The organism is Clostridium uliginosum, assembly GCF_900112485.1.
Classification (GTDB): domain Bacteria; phylum Bacillota; class Clostridia; order Clostridiales; family Clostridiaceae; genus Clostridium; species Clostridium uliginosum.
In genome coordinates this window covers 78196-99349 of the sequence record NZ_FOMG01000003.1, presented here as the reverse complement: position 1 = coordinate 99349, position 21154 = coordinate 78196, and the positions used below count along the sequence as shown (strand labels likewise).

Annotated in this window: 17 protein-coding genes and 3 pseudogenes; 14 read left to right on the top strand and 6 right to left on the bottom strand. The window is 26.2% G+C overall.

Translation table 11 applies throughout. The features are described 5' to 3' along the window. Positions 1–54 precede the first annotated feature (54 nt). Positions 55–714: a FusB/FusC family EF-G-binding protein gene (locus BM027_RS03270; RefSeq protein WP_090088764.1), complete on the bottom strand. Its 660-nt coding sequence runs from the start codon at positions 712–714 to the stop codon at positions 55–57. A 290-nt stretch (positions 715–1004) separates the two neighbouring features. Next, complete coding sequence (locus BM027_RS03265; protein WP_090088761.1) at positions 1005–1283, bottom strand: CD3324 family protein; 279 nt, start codon at positions 1281–1283, stop codon at positions 1005–1007. A gap of 437 nt (positions 1284–1720) precedes the next feature. Between BM027_RS03265 and BM027_RS03260 the strand changes: the two genes are divergently transcribed. The 3 genes and pseudogenes from BM027_RS03260 (at position 1721) to BM027_RS03255 (ending at position 5111) form a co-directional block, all read left to right on the top strand. After that, positions 1721–3115 (top strand): L,D-transpeptidase family protein, encoded by a 1395-nt coding sequence (locus BM027_RS03260; protein WP_090088759.1) that lies wholly within the window; start codon positions 1721–1723, stop codon positions 3113–3115. Between the two features lie 143 nt (positions 3116–3258). Then, positions 3259–3369: pseudogene (locus tag BM027_RS18425) on the top strand (DUF554 domain-containing protein); the annotation flags it as partial. A 398-nt stretch (positions 3370–3767) separates the two neighbouring features. Continuing rightward, complete coding sequence (locus BM027_RS03255) at positions 3768–5111, top strand: FAD-binding oxidoreductase (protein WP_175559928.1); 1344 nt, start codon at positions 3768–3770, stop codon at positions 5109–5111. Between the two features lie 104 nt (positions 5112–5215). On the opposite strand, the pseudogene BM027_RS03250 reads toward BM027_RS03255, so the two are convergent. After that, positions 5216–5527: pseudogene (locus tag BM027_RS03250) on the bottom strand (aldo/keto reductase); the annotation flags it as partial. A gap of 491 nt (positions 5528–6018) precedes the next feature. Here BM027_RS03250 and BM027_RS03245 point away from each other — a divergent pair. The 4 genes and pseudogenes from BM027_RS03245 to BM027_RS03230 all read left to right on the top strand — a co-directional run bounded on the left by BM027_RS03245 (position 6019) and on the right by BM027_RS03230 (position 9125). Beyond that, positions 6019–6510 carry a M50 family metallopeptidase gene (locus BM027_RS03245; protein ID WP_175559927.1) on the top strand — a complete coding sequence of 164 codons (492 nt, stop codon included), beginning with the start codon at positions 6019–6021 and terminating at the stop codon, positions 6508–6510. 104 nt (positions 6511–6614) lie between these two features. After that, positions 6615–7697 (top strand): annotated as a pseudogene (locus BM027_RS03240) (S66 family peptidase). 131 nt (positions 7698–7828) lie between these two features. Next, on the top strand, positions 7829–8362 hold the full coding sequence (locus BM027_RS03235; RefSeq protein ID WP_090088753.1) for a GNAT family N-acetyltransferase: 534 nt from the start codon (positions 7829–7831) through the stop codon (positions 8360–8362). A 490-nt stretch (positions 8363–8852) separates the two neighbouring features. Continuing rightward, a complete protein-coding gene (locus BM027_RS03230) occupies positions 8853–9125 on the top strand; it encodes a hypothetical protein (RefSeq protein ID WP_242943273.1) in 273 nt (90 codons plus the stop codon). A 252-nt stretch (positions 9126–9377) separates the two neighbouring features. Here the strand turns inward: BM027_RS03230 and BM027_RS18840 are convergent, their stop codons facing one another. Next, on the bottom strand, positions 9378–9560 hold the full coding sequence (locus BM027_RS18840; protein ID WP_175559926.1) for a PD-(D/E)XK nuclease domain-containing protein: 183 nt from the start codon (positions 9558–9560) through the stop codon (positions 9378–9380). A gap of 425 nt (positions 9561–9985) precedes the next feature. Between BM027_RS18840 and BM027_RS03225 the strand changes: the two genes are divergently transcribed. Next, entirely contained in the window at positions 9986–10504 is a 519-nt protein-coding gene (locus BM027_RS03225; protein ID WP_090088750.1) for a GNAT family N-acetyltransferase, read from the top strand. Positions 10505–10724: 220 nt separating this feature from the next. Here the strand turns inward: BM027_RS03225 and BM027_RS03220 are convergent, their stop codons facing one another. Both BM027_RS03220 and BM027_RS03215 read right to left on the bottom strand, forming a co-directional pair. Further along, positions 10725–11261 carry a metalloprotease family protein gene (locus BM027_RS03220; protein WP_090088748.1) on the bottom strand — a complete coding sequence of 179 codons (537 nt, stop codon included), beginning with the start codon at positions 11259–11261 and terminating at the stop codon, positions 10725–10727. A gap of 132 nt (positions 11262–11393) precedes the next feature. Beyond that, the gene (locus BM027_RS03215; protein WP_090088747.1) at positions 11394–11618 is read right to left on the bottom strand and encodes a hypothetical protein; all 225 of its coding nucleotides are present in this window, start codon (positions 11616–11618) and stop codon (positions 11394–11396) included. A 1394-nt stretch (positions 11619–13012) separates the two neighbouring features. Between BM027_RS03215 and BM027_RS03210 the strand changes: the two genes are divergently transcribed. The 6 genes from BM027_RS03210 (at position 13013) to BM027_RS03185 (ending at position 20908) form a co-directional block, all read left to right on the top strand. Continuing rightward, entirely contained in the window at positions 13013–14473 is a 1461-nt protein-coding gene (locus tag BM027_RS03210; RefSeq protein ID WP_090088745.1) for a hypothetical protein, read from the top strand. A gap of 694 nt (positions 14474–15167) precedes the next feature. Next, positions 15168–15554, top strand: a complete 387-nt coding sequence (locus BM027_RS03205; RefSeq protein ID WP_090088743.1) for a hypothetical protein — start codon at positions 15168–15170, stop codon at positions 15552–15554. Between the two features lie 228 nt (positions 15555–15782). Next, positions 15783–17327, top strand: coding sequence for a hypothetical protein (locus BM027_RS03200; protein WP_090088741.1), 1545 nt, complete (start codon positions 15783–15785; stop codon positions 17325–17327). A 17-nt stretch (positions 17328–17344) separates the two neighbouring features. Next, positions 17345–18229: an ATP-binding cassette domain-containing protein gene (locus BM027_RS03195; RefSeq protein WP_090088739.1), complete on the top strand. Its 885-nt coding sequence runs from the start codon at positions 17345–17347 to the stop codon at positions 18227–18229. Further along, complete coding sequence (locus tag BM027_RS03190; RefSeq protein ID WP_090088737.1) at positions 18189–18896, top strand: hypothetical protein; 708 nt, start codon at positions 18189–18191, stop codon at positions 18894–18896. Before BM027_RS03195 ends, BM027_RS03190 begins: the two co-directional genes overlap by 41 nt. A gap of 917 nt (positions 18897–19813) precedes the next feature. Further along, complete coding sequence (locus BM027_RS03185) at positions 19814–20908, top strand: hypothetical protein (protein WP_090088736.1); 1095 nt, start codon at positions 19814–19816, stop codon at positions 20906–20908. Positions 20909–21154 lie beyond the last annotated feature (246 nt).

The following is a 21154-nucleotide window of genomic DNA, read 5'->3' as shown; positions in this document are numbered from 1 at the left end:
AATTTATTTCTTGATTTTTTACTTTTGAAGAGAGTCTGGATAGACATACAGCTATCACTTTATATTGTTAACATCCTTTAAAATTTTCTCGAGCTTTTCTATAGATACAATTCGCTCATTACATTTCTTGCTATCTAAACATATATGGAATCCTGTTGACTTATAGGCATATTCCCCAGTATTAGGTGTTTTACAGATAGCTGAAACAAAGGCTACTTCATTTTCTAAACTTATATGATTGCAAAGAGCACACATATGAGTGTTATTGGAACTATAATTTTCGAGTTTACATGTCATACCTATAAATTTACCATTCATATTGTAAGCTACAAATAATTTTCCAGTGGATTCATTAATCCAACCTAAATAGACATTATTTGAATCCTGTGCATCTGGGCTTGGCAATTTTAGCTTCTTTTCCTTTTTAAACAATTTACTAATTTGTGCATTTGTAATGTTTGGCATTCCATATACATATTGATTCAACTCCGCTAAATATGTATCAATGTGTAAGGGATCAGTTATTTTACTAATATCAAGCAGCTCTTTTTCTTCTTCAGATAAATTTGTAAAGTTATCAAATATTTTCTTACATATATATGCTTTATTAGCTTCAATAATATTAATATCTATACAACCTTTGAAAGCATTATTTAGATCATTTAAACACCTTCTTATATAATTATATTCATGTTTTTTTATGAAAGCTTTCATAAAATCTAGCACCTCTTTTCTAATATGTGTTATTTTCATTATTCATAGAAGTAAATATGACATTGTTTCCAGTTTCATTTTGCAATTAGTCAACTAACAAAAAGATGATTATTATTACTCCAACTGAAAGTAATAATAATCATCCTAATTTTAAAAATAATATATATTCACAATCATTTTCTTTTGAACATTGCCTTAAATTAGAAATGATAACTTTCATTGTATTGCAACAATGAAATCATAACATAGTTTAAAATAAGTATTCAATCTAATAAATAATTCTGTAATGATTATGAGCATATAAGTTTCTCTTTACCTATTATTCTTCTTATACTCTTTTCTGAAAGGTAATATTCTTGAGTTAGTTCATTAATAGTAGCCCCATCAATGTACTTTTTATAAATCTCATTATTTCTTACCTTAAGACTCTTTTTTATACCACTCTTTTCTCCCCAGGACTTATGATTTTCATTTTTTCTGGGTACATAAAGATATTTTCCGTCTACATATTCTTGTATTATTTTAACAATTTCCTCTGGCAACACATCTTGTGCTTTTGCATATTTCATTTCCTTACTCCTCCTCATTTATCATAGGATTAAAGCAAAGAATACAAAAAAAGCTATGTGTTACAGAGCCTAAAACATGTACGCATTTCAGCTAATTTGATAGCTTAGGCTCCAAACAAAGCATAGCTGAGTTTGTTGTAGTCCTTGCAAGGAGCAAGCTAATTTAAAGCTGAATGTATCACAGACCTTCATATAAAACACCTCCAATACGTTTCACCTATCATATCACAATTAATGGGATTGGTGAAATGGTTAAGGGCAACTAAGACAATATAATATGGAAAAATAAAATGAAAAGGATGTGAAAAAATGGAAAAGATAGTATATATTTAAAAAGCTTTAAGATTACATTTATATATTAAGTTTTAAAATCAAAAATACAAACATATTATAAATTAACTATTATGTTTGTATTTTGATGAAGGGTGTAAATCGATATGAAGAATATTAATATGAAAAAGCTTTTTAAAAGTGAATCTATAGGAAGGAGTATTATTTTTATAGCTTCAATTGTACTAATATATTTGCTTATTTCATTATACTTTGTTAATCATTATTTTTTTAATACAGTAATAAATGGAGTAAACGTATCATTAAAAGCACATGATGACGTAAATCATATGATTAGAAGTTATATTAAAGACTATGAGTTACAGTTGATTGAAAGAAACGAAGAAACAGAAGAAATAATAGGACAAGATATAAGAATGCAATACAACGAAAAAAATGATATTGCTAAAGTTAGTAAAATACAAAATTCATATAAATGGATAAGTTCATTATTAAAGGAACAAGATTATTATGTAGATGACTTATTTCTTTATAATAAAGATAATTTAGCAAATAAAATAAATAAATTAAATTGCTTAAATAAAGATATTATAGAACCCCAAAATGTAAGTTTTAAATATTCAAATGGTTTATATGAAGTAGTTGAAGAAGTGTATGGGAATAAGATACATAAGGATGAATTAAATGAAGATATAAAAATGAGTATATTACAAGGAAAAACAAAATTAGATTTAGATAAAACTTCTTGTTATGAAAACCCCAAGTACACTTTAAGTTCTGATAAAACTGTTCAAACTAAGAATTTATTAAATAAGTATGCAGCAGTAAAAATAAATTATATATTTGGAAATCAAAATGAAATATTAGATGAAAACATAATAAATCAATGGCTTAGTGTTGATGATAAATTAGAAGTAGTAATAAATGAAAAGGCAGTTAATGAATACGTAAAAGAATTGAGTAAAAAATATGACACAGTTGGTATAGCAAGAAAAATTAATACATCTACAAATAAAATAGTAGAAGTTAAAGGCGGATTTTATGGATGGAGAATTAATTGTGCCGCAGAAACAAAAGCATTATTAGAAAACATAAAACTTGGTGAATTACTTCAAAAAGAACCTATATATACTCAAAAGGCTTTATTTAGAGAGGAAGATGATATAGGTAATACTTATGTAGAAATTAATATAACAAGGCAACACTTATGGTTTTATAAAGCTGGAAAGCTTATTACTCAAGGTGATGTAGTAACAGGCGACCCTAATAAAGGAAATTCTACTTATCTTGGAGTCTATATGCTTAATTACAAAGAAAAAGGCTCAACTTTAAATGGAGCAAATTACGAATCTAAAGTAGATTATTGGATGCCATTTAACGGAAATATAGGAATACATGATGCAAGTTGGAGAGATTCCTTTGGTGGCGAGATATATAAGAGAAATGGAACTCATGGATGCATAAATGCCCCATTATATTTAGCTAAAACAATTTTTGATAATATAGAAGATGGGACCCCTATTATTTGTTATGAAGAATAGAAATATAGTAAACCGTACCACGTATTTCTGGTACGGTTTTAAAATTAATAGTTGGATGAAATGTAATAGTACTATTTTTATATGGAATAAAAACATCTTTTTGGTGATATTATTTTTGGAAAATACATTTCTTAGGACAAGCAAGTTCAGGAATTAGTATTTTGAAAATAAAAGACTGTAAAACTTTAAATATGTTGCCAGCTTTATTTGTGCCTATCATATTTTTTGTCGCAAAGGGAGTTATAGGATTTTAAAATAGAGGTATATTAAGTGAGAAAGAAAAAAAGTGTTATCACTTGCTATGCATAAGGTGAATCGTACCATAAGTAAGTGCGAACTTTACTAAAATTGGATAGAGAGTCATTAAAACTAACCAACCATATAAAAACAAATATAGCTGGTTTTATTTTATTTATATATAATATGGATAAGTTGCTGAGTAGTAAATAAATATTAATCAGCTTAAAATAGCTACTTAATTTATTGAGGATTTCTCAAAGAGGTTTAATTTAAGTAAAATATGTTTTTTAATATTTTACAGAACACATATTTTAATATAATATGTGAAATCAATTGATATATTCATCATATATTAATAGCAGTAGATGGATTTATTGTAAATCAAAATATTCTACTACAAAGGATGAGAATGATGAGATTAACTAAGGATTTATGCTTTAATGGTGAAATTGTAACGCCTAATAACATTGAGTATGAAGAAGATAGACAAGTATGGAATAGATCAATACAAAAATATCCAATAGCCATATTATATTGTACTAGCAGAGAAGATGTTGTAAGTGCGTTAAGATTTTGCATTATAAAAAATATTAATTTTAGAATAAGATCTGGTGGACACAATTATGAAGGTTATTCAATTGGAGATAATGTTATAGTAATTGATGTAAGTAGGATGAAGAAAATAATTATAAATGAATTAAACAATACAGTAAGAATAGAATCAGGGGTACAAAATAATGAGCTTTATGAATATGTAGGCACAAGAGGGTATCCTTTTCCAGGAGGAACTTGTCCAACTGTTGGGGTGGCAGGATATACTTTAGGTGGAGGATGGGGTCTATCTTGTAGATTATTTGGTTTAGGTTTAGATAATGTAGTAGAATTTGAGCTTGTAGATTATAGAGGCAAAATAATTATTGCAAATAGAGATTGTAATAGTGATTTATTTTGGGCATTAAGGGGAGCTGGTGGAGGAAATTTTGGAATAGTTACTTCATTAACATTTAGATTACCACCTAAATTAAATAAGGTAACCTTATTTACAATATATTATCCAAACACTACCGCTTTAGAACAAGCAAATATTATGAATGTATTTCAAGATTTATATCAAACACTAGATAGAAGAGTAAATATGAGAACTAGTTTTTATAATTCTGAAGATGAAGGTGTTGCAGCATTTATTATAGGCTTATTTTATGGAGATATAAAAGAGCTTACGAAAATATTAAAACCACTACTAGTATTACCAAAGGCTAAGTCTAATTTTGAATATACAACTTTTATAAATGCTATAAAAAAGGTTGAAGCGATATATCCAGATAGTGAAAAGTTTAAATCTACAGGTAGATTTGAAAATAGAATATATTCAAAGGGTGAGTTATTAAAATTAGCATCATCTATTCAACACAAACCTATAGGTTCAGTTTATGCTGCCATCACCTTTTACGGATTAGGTGGAGCAGTGAAGGATAAGGGAAAACATGAAACAGCTTTTTATTATAGAGATTCTAATTATATTATAGGTATACAATCAGTATGGGAGAACTCAATTTTTGCTGAAGAAAATAAAGAATGGGTAGCTAGCAGATTAAATTATATAAAAATGATAACGGACGGTTCATTTGTTAATTTTCCATACAGTCCATTAAGAAATTATGAAAAAGAGTATTATGGTGGAAATGTATGTAGATTAAAAGAGGTAAATGAAAAATATGATCCATTTAATATATTTAATTATCTGCAATCAATATAACTTGTTTTATGGATATTTAAATTGATTCATGTTAGATGTTTATAAAAATTTTTAGAATATGAGCTCAAGGAAAACAACAGCTTGAGCTCATTTTTTAAATAATATTATCGGTTGGACATATCTGAACAAGCGTAAACTTTATTAGGGTCTGAACCCACTCTTATACCTTTATCTAATTGTTGAATTTTAATTATATCTTCTTTGCTTATTTCAAAATCAAATATTGATGCATTTTCTTTTATTCTTGATGGGGTAGTTGATTTAGGAATAGTCACAACTCCCATTTGTAAATCCCATCTAAGCACAATTTGAGATATTGTTTTTTTATATTTTCTTGCAAGCTCTTCTAAAAGAGGGATTTCAAATATCTTACCTCTCATTAACGGAGACCATGCTTCTAAATGTGAAATTGACTTCTAAGATGGTTGATTATAATCCTACGTAGGTTTTGCTATAATTTCAACCTTGTTAGTGAACGTAGCTAAATATTTAACAAAAGAAGAAGTGAAACTTTTATTAGAATCTACTACTTATTTAAAACATAAAGTAATATTATTAACTATATATTCTGCCAGATAGATTTATAAAGATAAAAGTGACTATGTTATCCCTGAAAATGAATTTTCAATAAATAGCAGATGGAATATCGCATTATTCAAGAGATTGATTTGCGATTTTTTTGTTGCTCAATATTTTTAAGATCTAAAGGATAGCAAACAGTAGATAAAGTTAAAAAAGAGCATTGGGAATATAAAGAATTGTAATGATTTTAAATTGTTACCTAATATCTAGATTTGACGTAGTAAATATAAAAATGTTCTTTAAAAATTGAATAATGTTATATTTACAAAATATGTTATAATTGATTCATAATGGTAAATTATGACGTATTAATGGAGGGATGGGATTGAATGTTATAAATATTTTATTAAATATTATTTTGGTTTGCATATTTGGTCAGCTTGCTACAATATCACATGAGTTTGGTCATGCTATACCGGCGTTAGTATTTACAAAAGATACGGTTAAAATAACATTGGGAGATAATACTACAAAAACAAAAGAGATTAATTTTAGTAAATTATGTATTCAGATAGGAAGATTTCAACCATTTTTGGGTTTTGTAGATTCGAATAGAAGTAAACTAACAAAATGGCAGAGGATATTTACTTCTGCTGGTGGACCAATTATTTCTTTAGTTATAGGAGTAAGTCTAATATTTATTAGTGGAATTATAAATTATAATTTACTTAAAAAATTAATCTCTTTTTCAGCATATTATCATATATTGCAATTTATATGTACAGCACTTCCAATAATTTATCCAAAGTGGTGGCTTGGATACGGAGGTTATCCTAGTGATGGATACAATATAATGAGTAATATAAAGGGTATATAACTTGGAAATCTTACTAAATCATTTAAAGCATAATATTATTATTATATAACGAGGTAAGATTGTTTATTGACTACGAAATAAATCTTATATAAAGGAATGATAAAATGAAGGAATTAAAGAAGCCACATAAGCTACAAATTGGAGATAAGGTTGCAGTTGTAAGCATGTCGAGTGGTATGCTTGGTGAAGATTTTGCAAAACATGAATTAGATTTGGGACTAAAGAGAATAAAAGAGTTTGGATTAATACCCGTTGTAATGCCAAACGCATTAAAAGGAATATAGTATTTGAAAAATCATCCAGAAGCCAGAGCACAGGATTTAAAAGATGCTTTTTATGATACATCCATAAAAGGGATTATTTGTGCAATTGGAGGAGATGATACATATAGAACATTACCATATTTATTAGATGATAAAGATTTTATTAATGCTGTTCAAAATAATCCTAAATTATTTACGGGTTTTTCAGATACTACAATTAACCACTTGATGTTCTATAAATTAGGAATAGGAACTTTTTATGGTCCTAATTTTGTTTGTGATTTAGCTGAATTGGATAAACAAATGTTGCCATATACAAAAAGAGCATTTTTGAAGTATTTTGAATATCATAATGAGGACTGTATAGAATCAAGTAATATATGGTATGAGGAACGTACAGATTTTTCTATAGATGCAGTAGGAACAAGTAGAGTAGAACACTTAGAGGAAAAAGGATATGAAGTTCTACAAGGAAAAGAAAAATTTAGTGGAAGACTTTTGGGTGGTTGCCTTGAAAGTTTCTATGATATATTAACCAATACACGATATGACAATGAAAAAGCTATATGTGAGAAGTATGGAATATTTCCAACATTAAATGAATGGAAAAATAAAATATTGTTTCTTGAAACTTGTGAAGAAAAACCAAAACCTGAAAAATTTGAAAAAGAATTACTTACTTTAAAAAACGCAGGCATATTTGATGTCATTAGCGGAATTATAGTTGGAAAGCCCCAAGACGAGCAATATTACGAGCAATATAAAGAAATTTACTGTAAGACTATCGAAAATAAAGATTTACCAATTATATATAATGTGAATTTTGGACATGCACAACCAAAATGTATTATTCCATATGGAATTGAGACAGAGGTTGATTTAGATAAAAAGGTAATTACGTTAAAGGAATCTATATTTGCGTGATTTCGTTATATGAGGATAATTTAAAGTTGAGTTAAGTCATCATCTTCGTCTTATACAACAGTAAATTATGACGAATTAATTGTTGTATAAGACGAAGATTATGGATATTAGATATATGTGGAGGTGAATTTATGAGTAGTGTTATATATAGAAAATTATCAGTAGAAGAGTGTCAGTGTATAAATGAAATGAATCCATCTCAATATGTAGGAAAAGCCTGGAGAGAAGTAGATGGAAAACACCAGTTAGTAGAAATAAATTACCAAGATTACGATTGGCCGAATGGTTATGAATATCACATCAGCCATTTTAAAAAAACTATTTTAAATGGGGGAAGTGCAATTGGTGCTTTTGATAGCAATAATAAGTTATTAGGATTTGCAACAATTAATCGCCAGTTCTTTGGAGAAAGGCATAATTATGTTTTATTAGAGCAATTGTTTATAACATTAGAATGTAGAAATAAAGGAATAGGTAAAAAATTATTTATGCTTTCTGCAAATATAGCAAAAGAATGGAATGCAGACAAAATTTATATTTGTGCTGGTTCGGCTGAGGAAACAATTGCATTTTATTTTGCAATAGGATGTAAAGAGGCGGAAGAAATAAACAAAGAACTATACGAAAGTGACACAAGAGATTTTCAATTGGAGTTCTCCTTATAAACATAATCTATATTTAAGTATAGTTCACAACATTTTAAAATTGAGTTTATAATGACTTTAGCATCACCTGTACTTGGAAATGCATGTATTAAAATAGAAATTCCAATCCAACCAAGAAAAATATTAATAAGACTTGTAGAATGTTTAAATTGAAATAATTTAATTGATACTGCTAATTAAATTCTATTACTATTCTAGGAGCCATATAACTTCAAGGTGAGGTTGATATTGATACATTATTTGTAATAAAATAAGTAACTAAAATAGTTACAAATTAAGTAACAAATAATGTAACACTAACAAAAAAAGAGATTCAAAAGCATCTCCTCAATACATAAATTATCCATTATAATTAAGTTGCAACAATAAAAAGTAGATGTGTTATAATTACAGTAAATTCATTTAATGTATAAATTTATTTTGTTGTAATGGAGGAAAAGTTTTGAGAAATTTAAAACTTACAAATATAGGAATTGCCTAGTTTATTCTTATGTTAATATTAATAACTTATATAATTATTACAGCTATATTAGCTATTGTTTTTGTTGATCCTGTTACAATGACTTCAAGCATTCCAAATGTATCACCTTCAATAGCAGCATTAATCGTAGTTGGAATTTCGCTTATAAGTTTTATATTAGGGATAATTGCAAGATTTCAAAAAGAATCGAAAAAAGTATTGCCAACTATCGCTATTGTTATAAGTGGGTTGTTTTTGATTCCAGCCATAATGGGATTAATTGAATCTACATTTCACGCTTAATTATATAACCCATCACATAAAAAATGTAAAACAAATGCTAATGAACAATTCAAATAGCTTTTTTCTTATGCATGTGAATGCTTTGAAAAAATACTTTCAGCTGTTTTAAATAAGGCACATAAAAATAAATAACAAATCCAAAGTTGCAATTTAGTGATGAGATACAGATACCATTATTACGCCAGTAACTAAACACGTAACTAAAAAGGTCACATAGATTGTAACATAAAGTGTTACAATCTATGTGACCTTTTATAACGTTATAGGCTGAATAATTATCGTCTCTATATTCTTTTTGTCAAAACTAGTATTATATCTATTTTTAAAAGCTGTACTATTTCTTATGATATTTTCTTTATCATATACAAAGAAAAATATATTAGTATATTTATAATGAAATATATCTCCTTGTCTGACGCAAAATATACATTGCATCTTTGACTTGTTATTTTATTTCCTATGCCTTAAGTAAAATAGAAATAATGGGATCTAGTATATATAACATACCTATTACCATGTAGATCCATGGATAACTTCTGTAGGACAAACATCCTTACAAACAATAATGAATAACTATTACTTAAGTTTTTTGTGCAACCTATTTACATATAATTGGACATATAATACAATTTATGTAAAGACTATGTTTTACAATATCAACATTCACTTAAAACATAGCCTATACAAAAGAATGGACATATTGTATTTATATCCTTTTATAAAAAAAGTAACAGGAGTTGGTTTTATGAAAAGTTTTATAAATGGGAATAAGGTGGTTTATTACTTAAGTTAAATTTACAAGTATTAATCCACCTTTATTTCTATAGACTATTTTTTTATATTGAAAGGTGGAAAATAAGATGAATTTAAAAAATATATGTACAAATAAGTTAATATTAATACCTATAACATTGGAAATAACTAAATCTTTAATAAATGGAAGTAGTAAAGAAATTGAGAAACTTGGAATTAAATGTGATAAAAAATGGCCTACAGAAGATACAATGGATATTTTGCCAATTATAAATAATTCCTTAGAAAAAAATAAGATACCAACTGGATTTGAAACTTGGATGATAGTAGACAAAAATAATAAGAGAATAATTGGAGATATAGGTTTTCATGGAAGCCCTAATGAAAAAGGCGAAGTTGAAGTTGGATTTGGATTAGTAGAACATGAAAGAGGAAAAGGTTTCGGCTTTGAATCTTTAAATGCTATTATGGATTGGTTAAACTTTCAAGAAAGTGTTAAAGTTATTAAGGCTGAGTGTTTGATTAGCAACAAACCTTCTGCTCGAATATTAGAAAAGGCTGGATTGAAAGAAATTAATAGAGACAATGAATTAATTTACTGGGAATTTATTAAATCAGCATACTAATACCCTGATATAGTAAAGTTTTTGAGTATATAAACAAATAGGTAATCCATTTTCGGATTACCTATTTTTAATGCTCTGTTTTAATATAGTGTTGATATTGTTACATTTTTGTTTAATTCTTTAGCCCACTTAACAATATGTAACAATATCAACACGGTTTTAAAACAGAGCCATTTTTAAATAATTTAGTCTAACAAAGCCTAATAATTCTATTTTCTGTTTAAAGCATATTTACCACTATTGTTGAAAACAGCGTTGCAATAGCAACAGCATAAACTAAATCAAGCCATACTACTGATCCCCAAGAACCAATATAAATAATTCCAATAACAGGTAATATTAGTATTTTCACTATAACAGACACTTCATCATTTTTTAAAATTGAGTTTATCATTACTTTAGCATCACCTGTACTTGGAAATGCATGCATTAAAATAGAAATTCCAATCCAACCAAGAAATATATTAATAAGACTTGTAGAATTTCTAAATTGAAAAAATTCAATTGTTGCTGGTAAAGTAAATATCGCACCTAAAATAGTATTTACTAAAAAAGGTCCTATTGAAATTAAAAATACTTTTAAAGGTTTATCACTAGGTTCATGTGAAACATAACCACATGGATTTGTTAATTGAAAATATTTGACCTCGTAAACAGGGACTCTCATTAATCTACAAAATATTTGATGTGCAATTTCATGTACAATTACCCCTGGAAAAGTTAAAATCGAAATTAAAAAGCTAGGTATTATAATCATATGTATTTCCCCCTATTGTTTGACATAATAATTTATCAAGGCTTTATCTTAGTCTAGTACATTTAATAAAAATTTTAATTGTTCTTAACATACTCTGTTACTTCATAACTATTTTCATTTTCATTTAAATTATTAATAGAAATTATTAATAATTAATATAATCGACCTTACAACTAGTACTAAAAGTAATATTCCGATTCCTATAAGGATTTTTGGAATTGGATATTGGATCTGTTGTTCTCTACATTCACTACATAAAATAGAATACTTACCTTCAGACGTATCTATATATGCTTGTTTACATTTTTTACATATACCATTTTCATAATACTCATTTGTCTCTTTGTTTTCTTGCATTGAAATTCCCCCATATATAAGTTTATTTTACATTTAACAATTATAATCGATATTTTTTTGCTTTATATGCATTATTTGCCACTAGACACATTGTTATATTTTATACTAAGTTTAATTAAATTGTCAATTTAATTAAAAAAGTGAATTTTTTACTAAACCAACAATAAGAAATAATAGAGGCTGTCTCAGAATTATCAAGTGAAGTAATAAAAAAGAAATAGAAATAACATTTATTAAAGAAGACTAGAAAAATTTCGCTAATAGTTTCTAACATTTAAAGTTGTACCCATAAAAGATTGTTCCTAATGTGCATTAGGACAATCATTTATGGAACAACTTCAAATGAAGAAACTCTAAGCTTATTTTTCAATGCTTCTTCCACAAATGTTATTCCTATTTCTTTTTTTGAATATACATCATATCATTAAATGATTTGTATTATGAGACAGGCCCTTTATTTTAAAACCGTGTTGATATTATTATATCAATCTCATGGACAGTGAAATTTACTTTTAGAACTCTAAAATTAATTAGTTTTATTATGTGCTTTTCCTATATTAGCCATAGCAACAGTTACTGATATTGTTCCAATAATACTTAAAATACATAATATTACTTCGATCATAGTATTACCTCCTTAAAGAAATAAATTATCATTTAAAATTTTCTTAAATTAATTATAACACAGTCAATTAATTTCTATGAAAATAATTCTAATAATAATATCAACATTTATATGTTTTTCCTGTAACTATTCTAGGGAGCATATAACTTCAATGGGAGCTTTATATTGATACATTTTTTGTCACAAAACATGTAACTAAAATAGTAACAAATTAAGTAACAAGCAATGTAAGGCACATTCAAAAAATAACAAGTCCATATGCTAGCCTATTTTCCATCATAGGAAGCTCGACTCGCATACGCTCACTGAGTAAGCGATTCACACCAAATCATAGATTTGGGTTCACTGCTCACGTCGGCAGATTGTCCTAATAGGCCCGCTATGAGACCAATCTATCTCCCTTATCTGATGAAAAATATGCATAGCATTTTGGACTTGTTATTTTATTTCATGTGCCTAACACTAACAAAAGTATTGAATATTTTTGAAAATTAAAGTTAATATTTATGTTACATAAATATTAACAAAGTACGTACAAAAAAAATTACATATAGTGTTACAAAATACGTAATACTATATGTAACTTTTTTTGTAACCATTATATAAGATTAATAAGAATTAAATCATTAAATATAACTTATAAGTTGTCATTCATATTTTAAATATCTATATTGCAAAATACAAATTTTATCAAAAGTTTATAATTTACATTGAATATCATTAGTTAAAACATATATAATAAATTACAAACATAAGAGTAGGTGTATATATGAGTGAATTATTTAAAGATAAGATTATTAAAAAGTTTAAAATAAAATATGAAAAGTTAGTTAAGAAAAATTTTGAAGATTTTTTTAAAGGTCTATCTTCTGATTTAGAGGATATTCAGGATCTAGAAAAAAGAGAATTACTAATGAAAAATATAAATTCAAATGTTAAAAGAACTAAGACAAGATGGGTAAATAAGGTACTTGCAACCAAAAACAATAAATATGCAAAAGACATTGAGTTTGCTGAAATTCAATATAGAAAAGTTTTAGCTAAACAAATTTCAGTTAAAAAGTTTAAAAGCTATTTTGATTCTAAAAATTTAGATGAATATAAAGAAAAGTGTTTAGCTCCATTAAATGAATGGAAGACAAATATAGATTCATTGCTTAGTGATTTTTTGTATATAGATAGTCTTAGTAAAGCATCAATTGCGACAGCTTTTAAGAATGATATTTTTGTGCAGTTTTCTAAGCTTTGCCATGAGGAAGAAATTAACGCAAATAACACTACTAAAATTCCTAGTATTCTCTCGCAAATACCCGTGGATACTACTTCACGAACATATTTTTTGACAGAAGAACAAAAGAAAGACTTAGATACATGTACAGATATTAGTCATCCTTCAACAATTGATAGATATATAATGATTGGAGAAGATGAACAAAATGAATTATTACTGCAACTAGAGCAAAGAACATACCTTCAAATTAAGAACGGTGGAAATTCAGAAAAGGTATTGGATTTGTTAACTCAAATTGCCCTAGTTAAGTCTGTAAAATATCTAAATAGGTTAGATGTTAAGATAATTAGCTATTATTATACTCATTTTCATAAAATTGTCCTTGGAGATCCAATTATAAAAAGTATTTATCAAATTACTTTAGATTTAGGCCTTGCAAATACAATTAAAAATTATGATGCAATTGAGAGCTCTATTGCAAAACTTGGTAGTATGACTTTGTCTTATAACATAGAAGGAAACTCAATTAACGGTATCTTTTTAGAAAGTTCTATATATGAAAGTAATGGTATTCGTATGGCTAAAGTTTATCTTGGAAGCATTTTAAAGGAACTTATTTTAAAGAAAAGTACATTAGAATATGATGGAGATATATTTAATTCTTTAGGTGCAGATGCACAGCAATTAGCTATTTGGCTTCAAAAGAGAAGATATAAGTGTGCTATAACAAATACTCCTTATAATGAAACTATAAGCCTTTCTAAGATATCTACAGCAATCTATTGGAATACTAAAAGGATAGATAGAAAAAGAGATAGACTTATTGTTGCACTTAATGAATTAGAAAATAGTCATATTGTAGTATCTACTGCTCTGTATGATAAAAAAAGTGTTTCTTTTGAAATAAACTATATTCCTTTATCTTCTAATGAACTATTAAAACTTCAGATTAGTCCAAGTAATTCTAAAGTAATTGAATGTCCAGATCAATTACTTTAGACATCTAAAAGAAAATAACAAGTCAAAGATGCGATGTATATTTTGTGTCAGACAAGGAGATGAAATCATCTCATAGTAGGCCTATGGGATGATTTTATCAACACAGTATGACGCAAAATAGACTAGCATACTGATTTGTTATTTATTTTAATGTGCCTAATGTGGAATTAATAAGAGCAACTAACCTTTTTGTGAGTTAATAATGTTTTTACTATTACTTTAATTTTATACTTAAGTATTGCTGTTTCTTTTTCAAAAAAATATTAAAACATTAGCAGATTTTTTAGAATATTTATTCCTAATTAAAGATAAAGAACTTGAAAAGAAATTTGAAGAATATAAAATAAAAAAGTAACACAGATAATGAGAAAAAGGTGATATCTGTGTTACTTTTTTTATCCATTATGTTGAAGTATATATTTTATTTGGTGAATATATACTATTATTTAGACAATATGTATATATTAAGGAACTAAACGGAATATTTTAGGGTTAAACGGAATTAATTGTATAAATAAGGTAAAAAAATCAAACATTTGCGTTTAGTTCCTGATTTTGTACGTTTAGAGGAATATATATTTACATATATTTAATATTATGTAAATATATATTTGTAGTTAACTACAATGTAAATAAATAGCTATAGCTGAATAGTTACTATAAAATTATTAATTTAAACGAGGGAGGTTTTAAAATGAAAAAGAGCTTACTAAATAAATTATGTGCTGTTAGCATATTAGCATGCACACTATTAACTGCTAGTCCAGTTGCTGCTAACACATATTTTCAAAAAGAGCTTACAACACCTAGTCAAACAGATGAATTAGTATTAGGAAATGGTACTCGATATTTTTATGGTGAAGCTAGTTATAAGAAAGGTAAAGCAAAAGCCTATAAGGTAGTAGCATGGGCACCAGATCCACAAGTTGGTTCAACGTTATCTCTTGTGTTTGATAATGGTCAAGAGACAACAAATTTTACTGCAAAAAAAACTGATTCTGATGGTGAGTATCAAAAGTATTATGGAAAATGGATACCCTCTAGCAAGAACGCGTCAGCTTATTTATCATTTAGTGACTAATTTTTACTAGTTAGAAATTATATACAAAATATTTAAGTAAAGATTATAATGAATAAGTTTCATAATTATAAATAATTAGTCTTATAATACTAAGGTTCTATTTTTAAAGTTTCACGTTAGTTAGTAATTGTGAAAATATTATTAAGTACCTATATAAGACAGGCCTTTGTGATTATGAAATTTACTCAATAAAATAATCTTTACTTAATTAAAGAAAGGACTTAAATAATGTTAAAATTAGCAAACTTTTATATTAAAGTACTAATTAAAACACCTCTTTTTTTCATTTCATTACTTTTTAGTATTTTTATATTTATTATTCAATTAAGCGCATTAAAACATTCATCTATATTGCAATATACTAATGTAACTTGTTTTGCAATGATTTCTTTGAATCTATATTTTTTAATATCTACTTCATCAGTCTTAGCTAAAAAATATGAACTTATGGATTTTTTAGAATTAGATATTTTTAAAAAGTATTTGACTATTGTATTATCAGGATTAATTATTTCTATAGTCGTCTCATTAATACCTATAACATTAATATTAGTTTTTAAAAATGCTAATATTAACTCTTTTTTTGTGCTTAAAGGGATACTTAATTTGTTTATAATACTAAATTTATCAAATCTGATTTCTATTTCAATAGGTGCATCTGTTGGAACTCTATTTAAAAAGTGGGTTTCTATTGTTATTTCAGTAATAGTTTATGCTTTTTTTCCATTTTATTTATTTAATCCATTAACTGAATCTAATGTAATTAATAAATTTTTAAACATCTATGGTGATAGTACTGTTATACCAACAAATATTTTATGTGATGAAATATTTAATATATCATACTTTTGTGATAAATTATTAATACTATTTATTACAATATTACTAATTCTATCAATTAAAATAATAATAAATAAAAAGAAAAGAATATTATCTGTAGTTAGTTCTTTTTTAATTATTATATGTATGATAATTACCATCTCAGTAGGATTAAATAGTGTTTTGTATATTCATAAATATGATTTTTCTAAGGCTGACAATTTAAAGTATCATATTAGTTCTTATAAAATGGATATAAATATTGATAATAATTTTAAAAACAATGTTTCATTTCAGTTAGATATTAATAATCCTAATGACTCTATAATATTAGAATTAGATGATTTATTTAAAATAGACGAAATTAAAATAGATAATAACCCAGTACAATTTACTCATGAAAAGGATAAAATCACATTGGATTATAAATCTAATCAAAAAGAAAATGTTAATATTTCTATTTCATATAAAGGTTATATACATATTGAAGACTCCTTAGGGGTAGATACTTTTTACTGCAATAATCATGCTATAAATCTTACAGATTCTTTTTCTTGGTATCCATATGTAAATAATGATAATCTTCCTATAAATTATAGTATGAAAATTAATAGTTCATCTAATATATACTCGAATTTAGATACACAAATTAAATATAATCAATATTTATTAGAAGGAACAACGCAAAAAGTGAATTTATTTTCAGGGCAGTATAAAGATTTTCTTAATGATGGAATTGAATATGTAATTCCAAGCGCAAATGATTTAGATAATTTTAAAATGTCCTTAGATGATTATATCTTAGATTATTTAAATGATCCTCACAATAAATTATCACAAAATGAAATTAATGAATTAAAATATAAAAAATATAAAAAAGTTATTGTAGGAGTACATGTAAGTAATTATAGTAGTATAAAATTATCTGATGATGTCTTATTATTAGAATTATAATTAGGAGGGGTTACTATATGAATAATAAATTAATAGTAGATAATATTAATTTCTCATATTTTAAAAAAAATATATTAAAAGATATATCTTTTACTTGTGAAAATGGAATAACATCGTTATTAGGACATAATGGTGCAGGTAAAACAACATTAATGAAAATACTTATTGGATCCAATAAACCATCTACGGGAAAAGTTCTTTTAAATGATACAAATTTATTAGGCTATTCCAATAAAAAGGACATAATTGGATATTTACCACAGAAATTTGACATATATAATAATATAACAGGATATGATTTTTTATCATATGTATGTGATATTAAAAACATGGATACTAATGAAAAAAAGAAACAAATTGAAAAAGCTGTAGAACAGTTCAAACTAGATAATGTTATATATAAAAATATAGGAAAGTATTCAGGTGGATATAAAAGAAGACTTGGTATTGCACAATCAATAATTGGAAACCCTAATTTAGTTATAATAGATGAACCTACTGTTGGTCTTGATCCGGAACAAAGACTAGAGTTTAGACATTATCTTTCTGAAATTGGAAAGGACAGAATAGTATTGATTTCAACTCATATTTTAGAGGATGTTGAACTATATACAAATAAAATCTTAATTATAAGTAATAGCTCTATCTTATTTAACGGAACAACAAGTGAAGCTATAAATACAGCAAAGAATAAAATATATACGGCTAATATTAATGTTGATGAATTAGAACTTATTACAAAAAAAGTTAAAATAATTGAAGAAAAAAGATTGGATAACAACAAAATAAAAATTAAGTTTCTATTATGTGATGATAATGCTATTAATAATAGTCAGCTTGAAAAGGAGGTTTCATTAGAAAATGCCTTCGTATTTTTCCAAAACCTTAAAAATTCTTTATAATAATTATTTTAAAATTTATGATGTTAATGGAAAATTAATCAAAATTTCTTTTATTACATTATTTTTATTATTATTAATATCAATATTCAATCCTGCACCTGTTGAATATCTATCTATGATATCAAACCGTATGGTTCCTTCAAGTGTAGATATGATGTATGACTACACTATTCCTATAATTTGTTGTTCTATTGTAGTATATGCATTTTATGATGATTATAAAGATAATACTCATGAATTAATAACTTTTTTAAATTATAATAAATTCAATTATATAGTATTTATTAGATGGCTTATCTACGTTAGTATCTTTATAGTTGGTTCATTTATAACAGCTTTAATATATTATAGAGCGATATCTTTTTTAGATTTAAAAAATGTTGTATTATCATTACGATTTATTCCTAATTTAATATTTTTAACTTCATTAATATTATTAATAACAACAAGTACAAAAAACATATATGCAGCAATGTTTTTAACTCTATCATATATTATGTGTGATTATTTATCTTCAAGTCACTTATTTAAAATATTTTCTCTTGGTGCAAATACAAATAATTTTTATTATAAAATATCACCTATATACTATATGGTGAATAGAATATTACTTCTAATAATTGGAGTTTTAAATGTATATATTTCTGGTAAAATTGCAAGTAAGTAACCACCTATTCATGGGTGGTTACTTACTTGCAATAGCACTTTTTTAAAAAGAATGGTACGTACTATTTAGTATAAATGGATTTACAGATAAAATGCAGGAAATAGCAAAAAGTAGAGATGATATCTTGCTTTGTAGATAAGAGCTTCCTATATCTTGTAGCAGGATTTATATTACTATTAACTTTAATAATATGAATTATTTTAGAAGAGCGTTGATGTTGTTAAATCCAATTCTTTAGCACGCTGAATAATATCGACACGGTTTTAAATATAGCATTTTTAATAAACTGTATTCCATATGATTTAAAGGCTAAGTACTAATTTTTTGGTACTTAGCCTTTACTAATTTCCAATTTTATTATGATTTTAAGCTGTTTTTTGTATTTTTGTGCTCAGAATCTACGTATCTGAGTGGAAGATTGCACGGAATCTACGTATCTGAGTGGAATTTTTCCTTACTTAACTGGAAATTGTGGTTTTTTTTAAAAAATCTACGTATTTTAGTAGAAAATTAAATTTATTTTTGCAATTTTTAAGTTTTCCTCATGCATTTTTCTTGTATTTTTTTGTTCTTTTGCATAGAATCTACGTATCTAAGTGGAATTCCTCCTTTGTTTCTGCAATTTCTCTTGCGTTTGCACAGAGTTTACGTATCTGAGTGGAAAAAATTCATGAATTTTGTAAAAATGAAAAAACTTAAAATTATGACAACTCTGTAAACCAAGTCTATCACTAGCCTTCAAGCTTCTGTCCTAGAATTTACGTATCTGAGTGGAAAAGTGCCCTTAGACCGCATTCCTTCGTCAGACCGTGTAAAGAATCTACGTATCTGAGTGGAAAAATCGCGATTTTGCTTTATTTTGCGTTATAAAATACAATGAACTATATAATCTATAGGCAAAGGGAGGTGAAGAAGAAATGGCTACTAAACTATATAATTCTCATTTATCTAAAATCATATTTGAATGCAATGAATATTATATTCTTGATACATATATATCATTAGTTGATATGGCGAGTGAAGTTAATTCAAAATATCTTATACAAACATTTAGTGATTCTAAAGCTGATCTTATAGCTCTTGTTAGAAGAAATTTAAATATTGCTTACAAAACAGTGTTTAATTGCATAGATAAATTAATAGAAAAATCTATTTTAGAATATGATAGTGTATTACATAGTTGGATTCTAGTTGATATGGAGAATATGACAAAGTCTAAGTATGATTCTAATAATGAATCATCATATGCTTCAACTGGTTATACCCATATAAGAAAATTCTTCTTTACACCCGAGTTTATAAAAATGAAAGCTAGAGAAAAAAGACTCATGATATATATGTCAGAGCTATCAGATTCTAAAGCTTCAAAGTTCCATGATGGTTTTTCTATGAACTTACTAAAGCCAAGTAGTGGCTGGATGAAAGTTTTAAAAACTAAATCTAAGTATTATGCAAAATACACTATAAATAAGATGCTTAATAAATATTCAGAAATATTTAAAGACAATAGTGAAGCTGCGCGTTTAAAAGATTTATCACCTAAAAGAAATACAAATTTTAAATTTTACTTTGAATGTGAAAGCATTAATAGAAAGGTATTAGAAGATGATTGTATTGAATTAGTTAAGCTTAATAATCTAAAAGAACACAATCTTGTTATGGAAAAAGTTAAATTTGCTGGGATAACCTTAACTAAAAAATTAGTAATGCATCTTGTACGTGCAATTTCAAATCTTAAGGAATGGTTTTTAAAAGAAAGAGTTGCTCAGCTTATAATAAATAAATATATAGCTATTCAAATTCATAAAAGCAGAGAAAATATAAAGTCATTGCCTGCATATGCTGCTGCTGTAGTTAAAAGTGTTGTAAATGAATATAAAGAGTTTAAAAAGCTTCGTGACTTAAATAATATGAGAAGCTATGAGTATGGCGAGTATTTTATAGAATATACTAATAATCAAGTTGATTATGATCTTAAAGATGAGATTAAACAAGCATTATCCTTATTATAGACTTGCCTTAGACATATTAAAATAAATAACAAGTAAGTCAGCTAATATATTTGACTTGTTATTTTCTTTAATATGCCTCAACTAAAAAAAGTGCCATTTTGTGTTAGCTTAATCCCTAAGGCTTTCTATCAAAGAGGGGAATAAGCATTATGTATGCGCCTTTATAAGTGATTCTTAATTACAATATAATATGATAATTTGATTAAACTTAGTATTTTTTTAAGATCATTAAGTTTAGGCACATCC

Bases quoted from the DNA above. Each gene is read 5' to 3' on its own strand.
- BM027_RS18840 (WP_175559926.1), bottom strand. From the start codon at position 9,560: ATGCAATGTATATTTTGCGTCAGACAAGGAGATATATTTCATTATAAA.
- BM027_RS03190 (WP_090088737.1), top strand. From the start codon at position 18,189: ATGCCTTCGTATTTTTCCAAAACCTTAAAAATTCTTTATAATAATTAT.
- BM027_RS03235 (WP_090088753.1), top strand. From the start codon at position 7,829: ATGAGTAGTGTTATATATAGAAAATTATCAGTAGAAGAGTGTCAGTGT.
- BM027_RS03210 (WP_090088745.1), top strand. From the start codon at position 13,013: ATGAGTGAATTATTTAAAGATAAGATTATTAAAAAGTTTAAAATAAAA.
- BM027_RS03265 (WP_090088761.1), bottom strand. From the start codon at position 1,283: ATGAAATATGCAAAAGCACAAGATGTGTTGCCAGAGGAAATTGTTAAA.
- BM027_RS03260 (WP_090088759.1), top strand. From the start codon at position 1,721: ATGAAGAATATTAATATGAAAAAGCTTTTTAAAAGTGAATCTATAGGA.
- BM027_RS03185 (WP_090088736.1), top strand. From the start codon at position 19,814: ATGGCTACTAAACTATATAATTCTCATTTATCTAAAATCATATTTGAA.
- BM027_RS03225 (WP_090088750.1), top strand. From the start codon at position 9,986: ATGAATTTAAAAAATATATGTACAAATAAGTTAATATTAATACCTATA.
- BM027_RS03195 (WP_090088739.1), top strand. From the start codon at position 17,345: ATGAATAATAAATTAATAGTAGATAATATTAATTTCTCATATTTTAAA.
- BM027_RS03230 (WP_242943273.1), top strand. From the start codon at position 8,853: ATGTTAATATTAATAACTTATATAATTATTACAGCTATATTAGCTATT.
- BM027_RS03205 (WP_090088743.1), top strand. From the start codon at position 15,168: ATGAAAAAGAGCTTACTAAATAAATTATGTGCTGTTAGCATATTAGCA.
- BM027_RS03215 (WP_090088747.1), bottom strand. From the start codon at position 11,618: ATGCAAGAAAACAAAGAGACAAATGAGTATTATGAAAATGGTATATGT.
- BM027_RS03255 (WP_175559928.1), top strand. From the start codon at position 3,768: ATGAGATTAACTAAGGATTTATGCTTTAATGGTGAAATTGTAACGCCT.
- BM027_RS03200 (WP_090088741.1), top strand. From the start codon at position 15,783: ATGTTAAAATTAGCAAACTTTTATATTAAAGTACTAATTAAAACACCT.
- BM027_RS03220 (WP_090088748.1), bottom strand. From the start codon at position 11,261: ATGATTATAATACCTAGCTTTTTAATTTCGATTTTAACTTTTCCAGGG.
- BM027_RS03270 (WP_090088764.1), bottom strand. From the start codon at position 714: ATGAAAGCTTTCATAAAAAAACATGAATATAATTATATAAGAAGGTGT.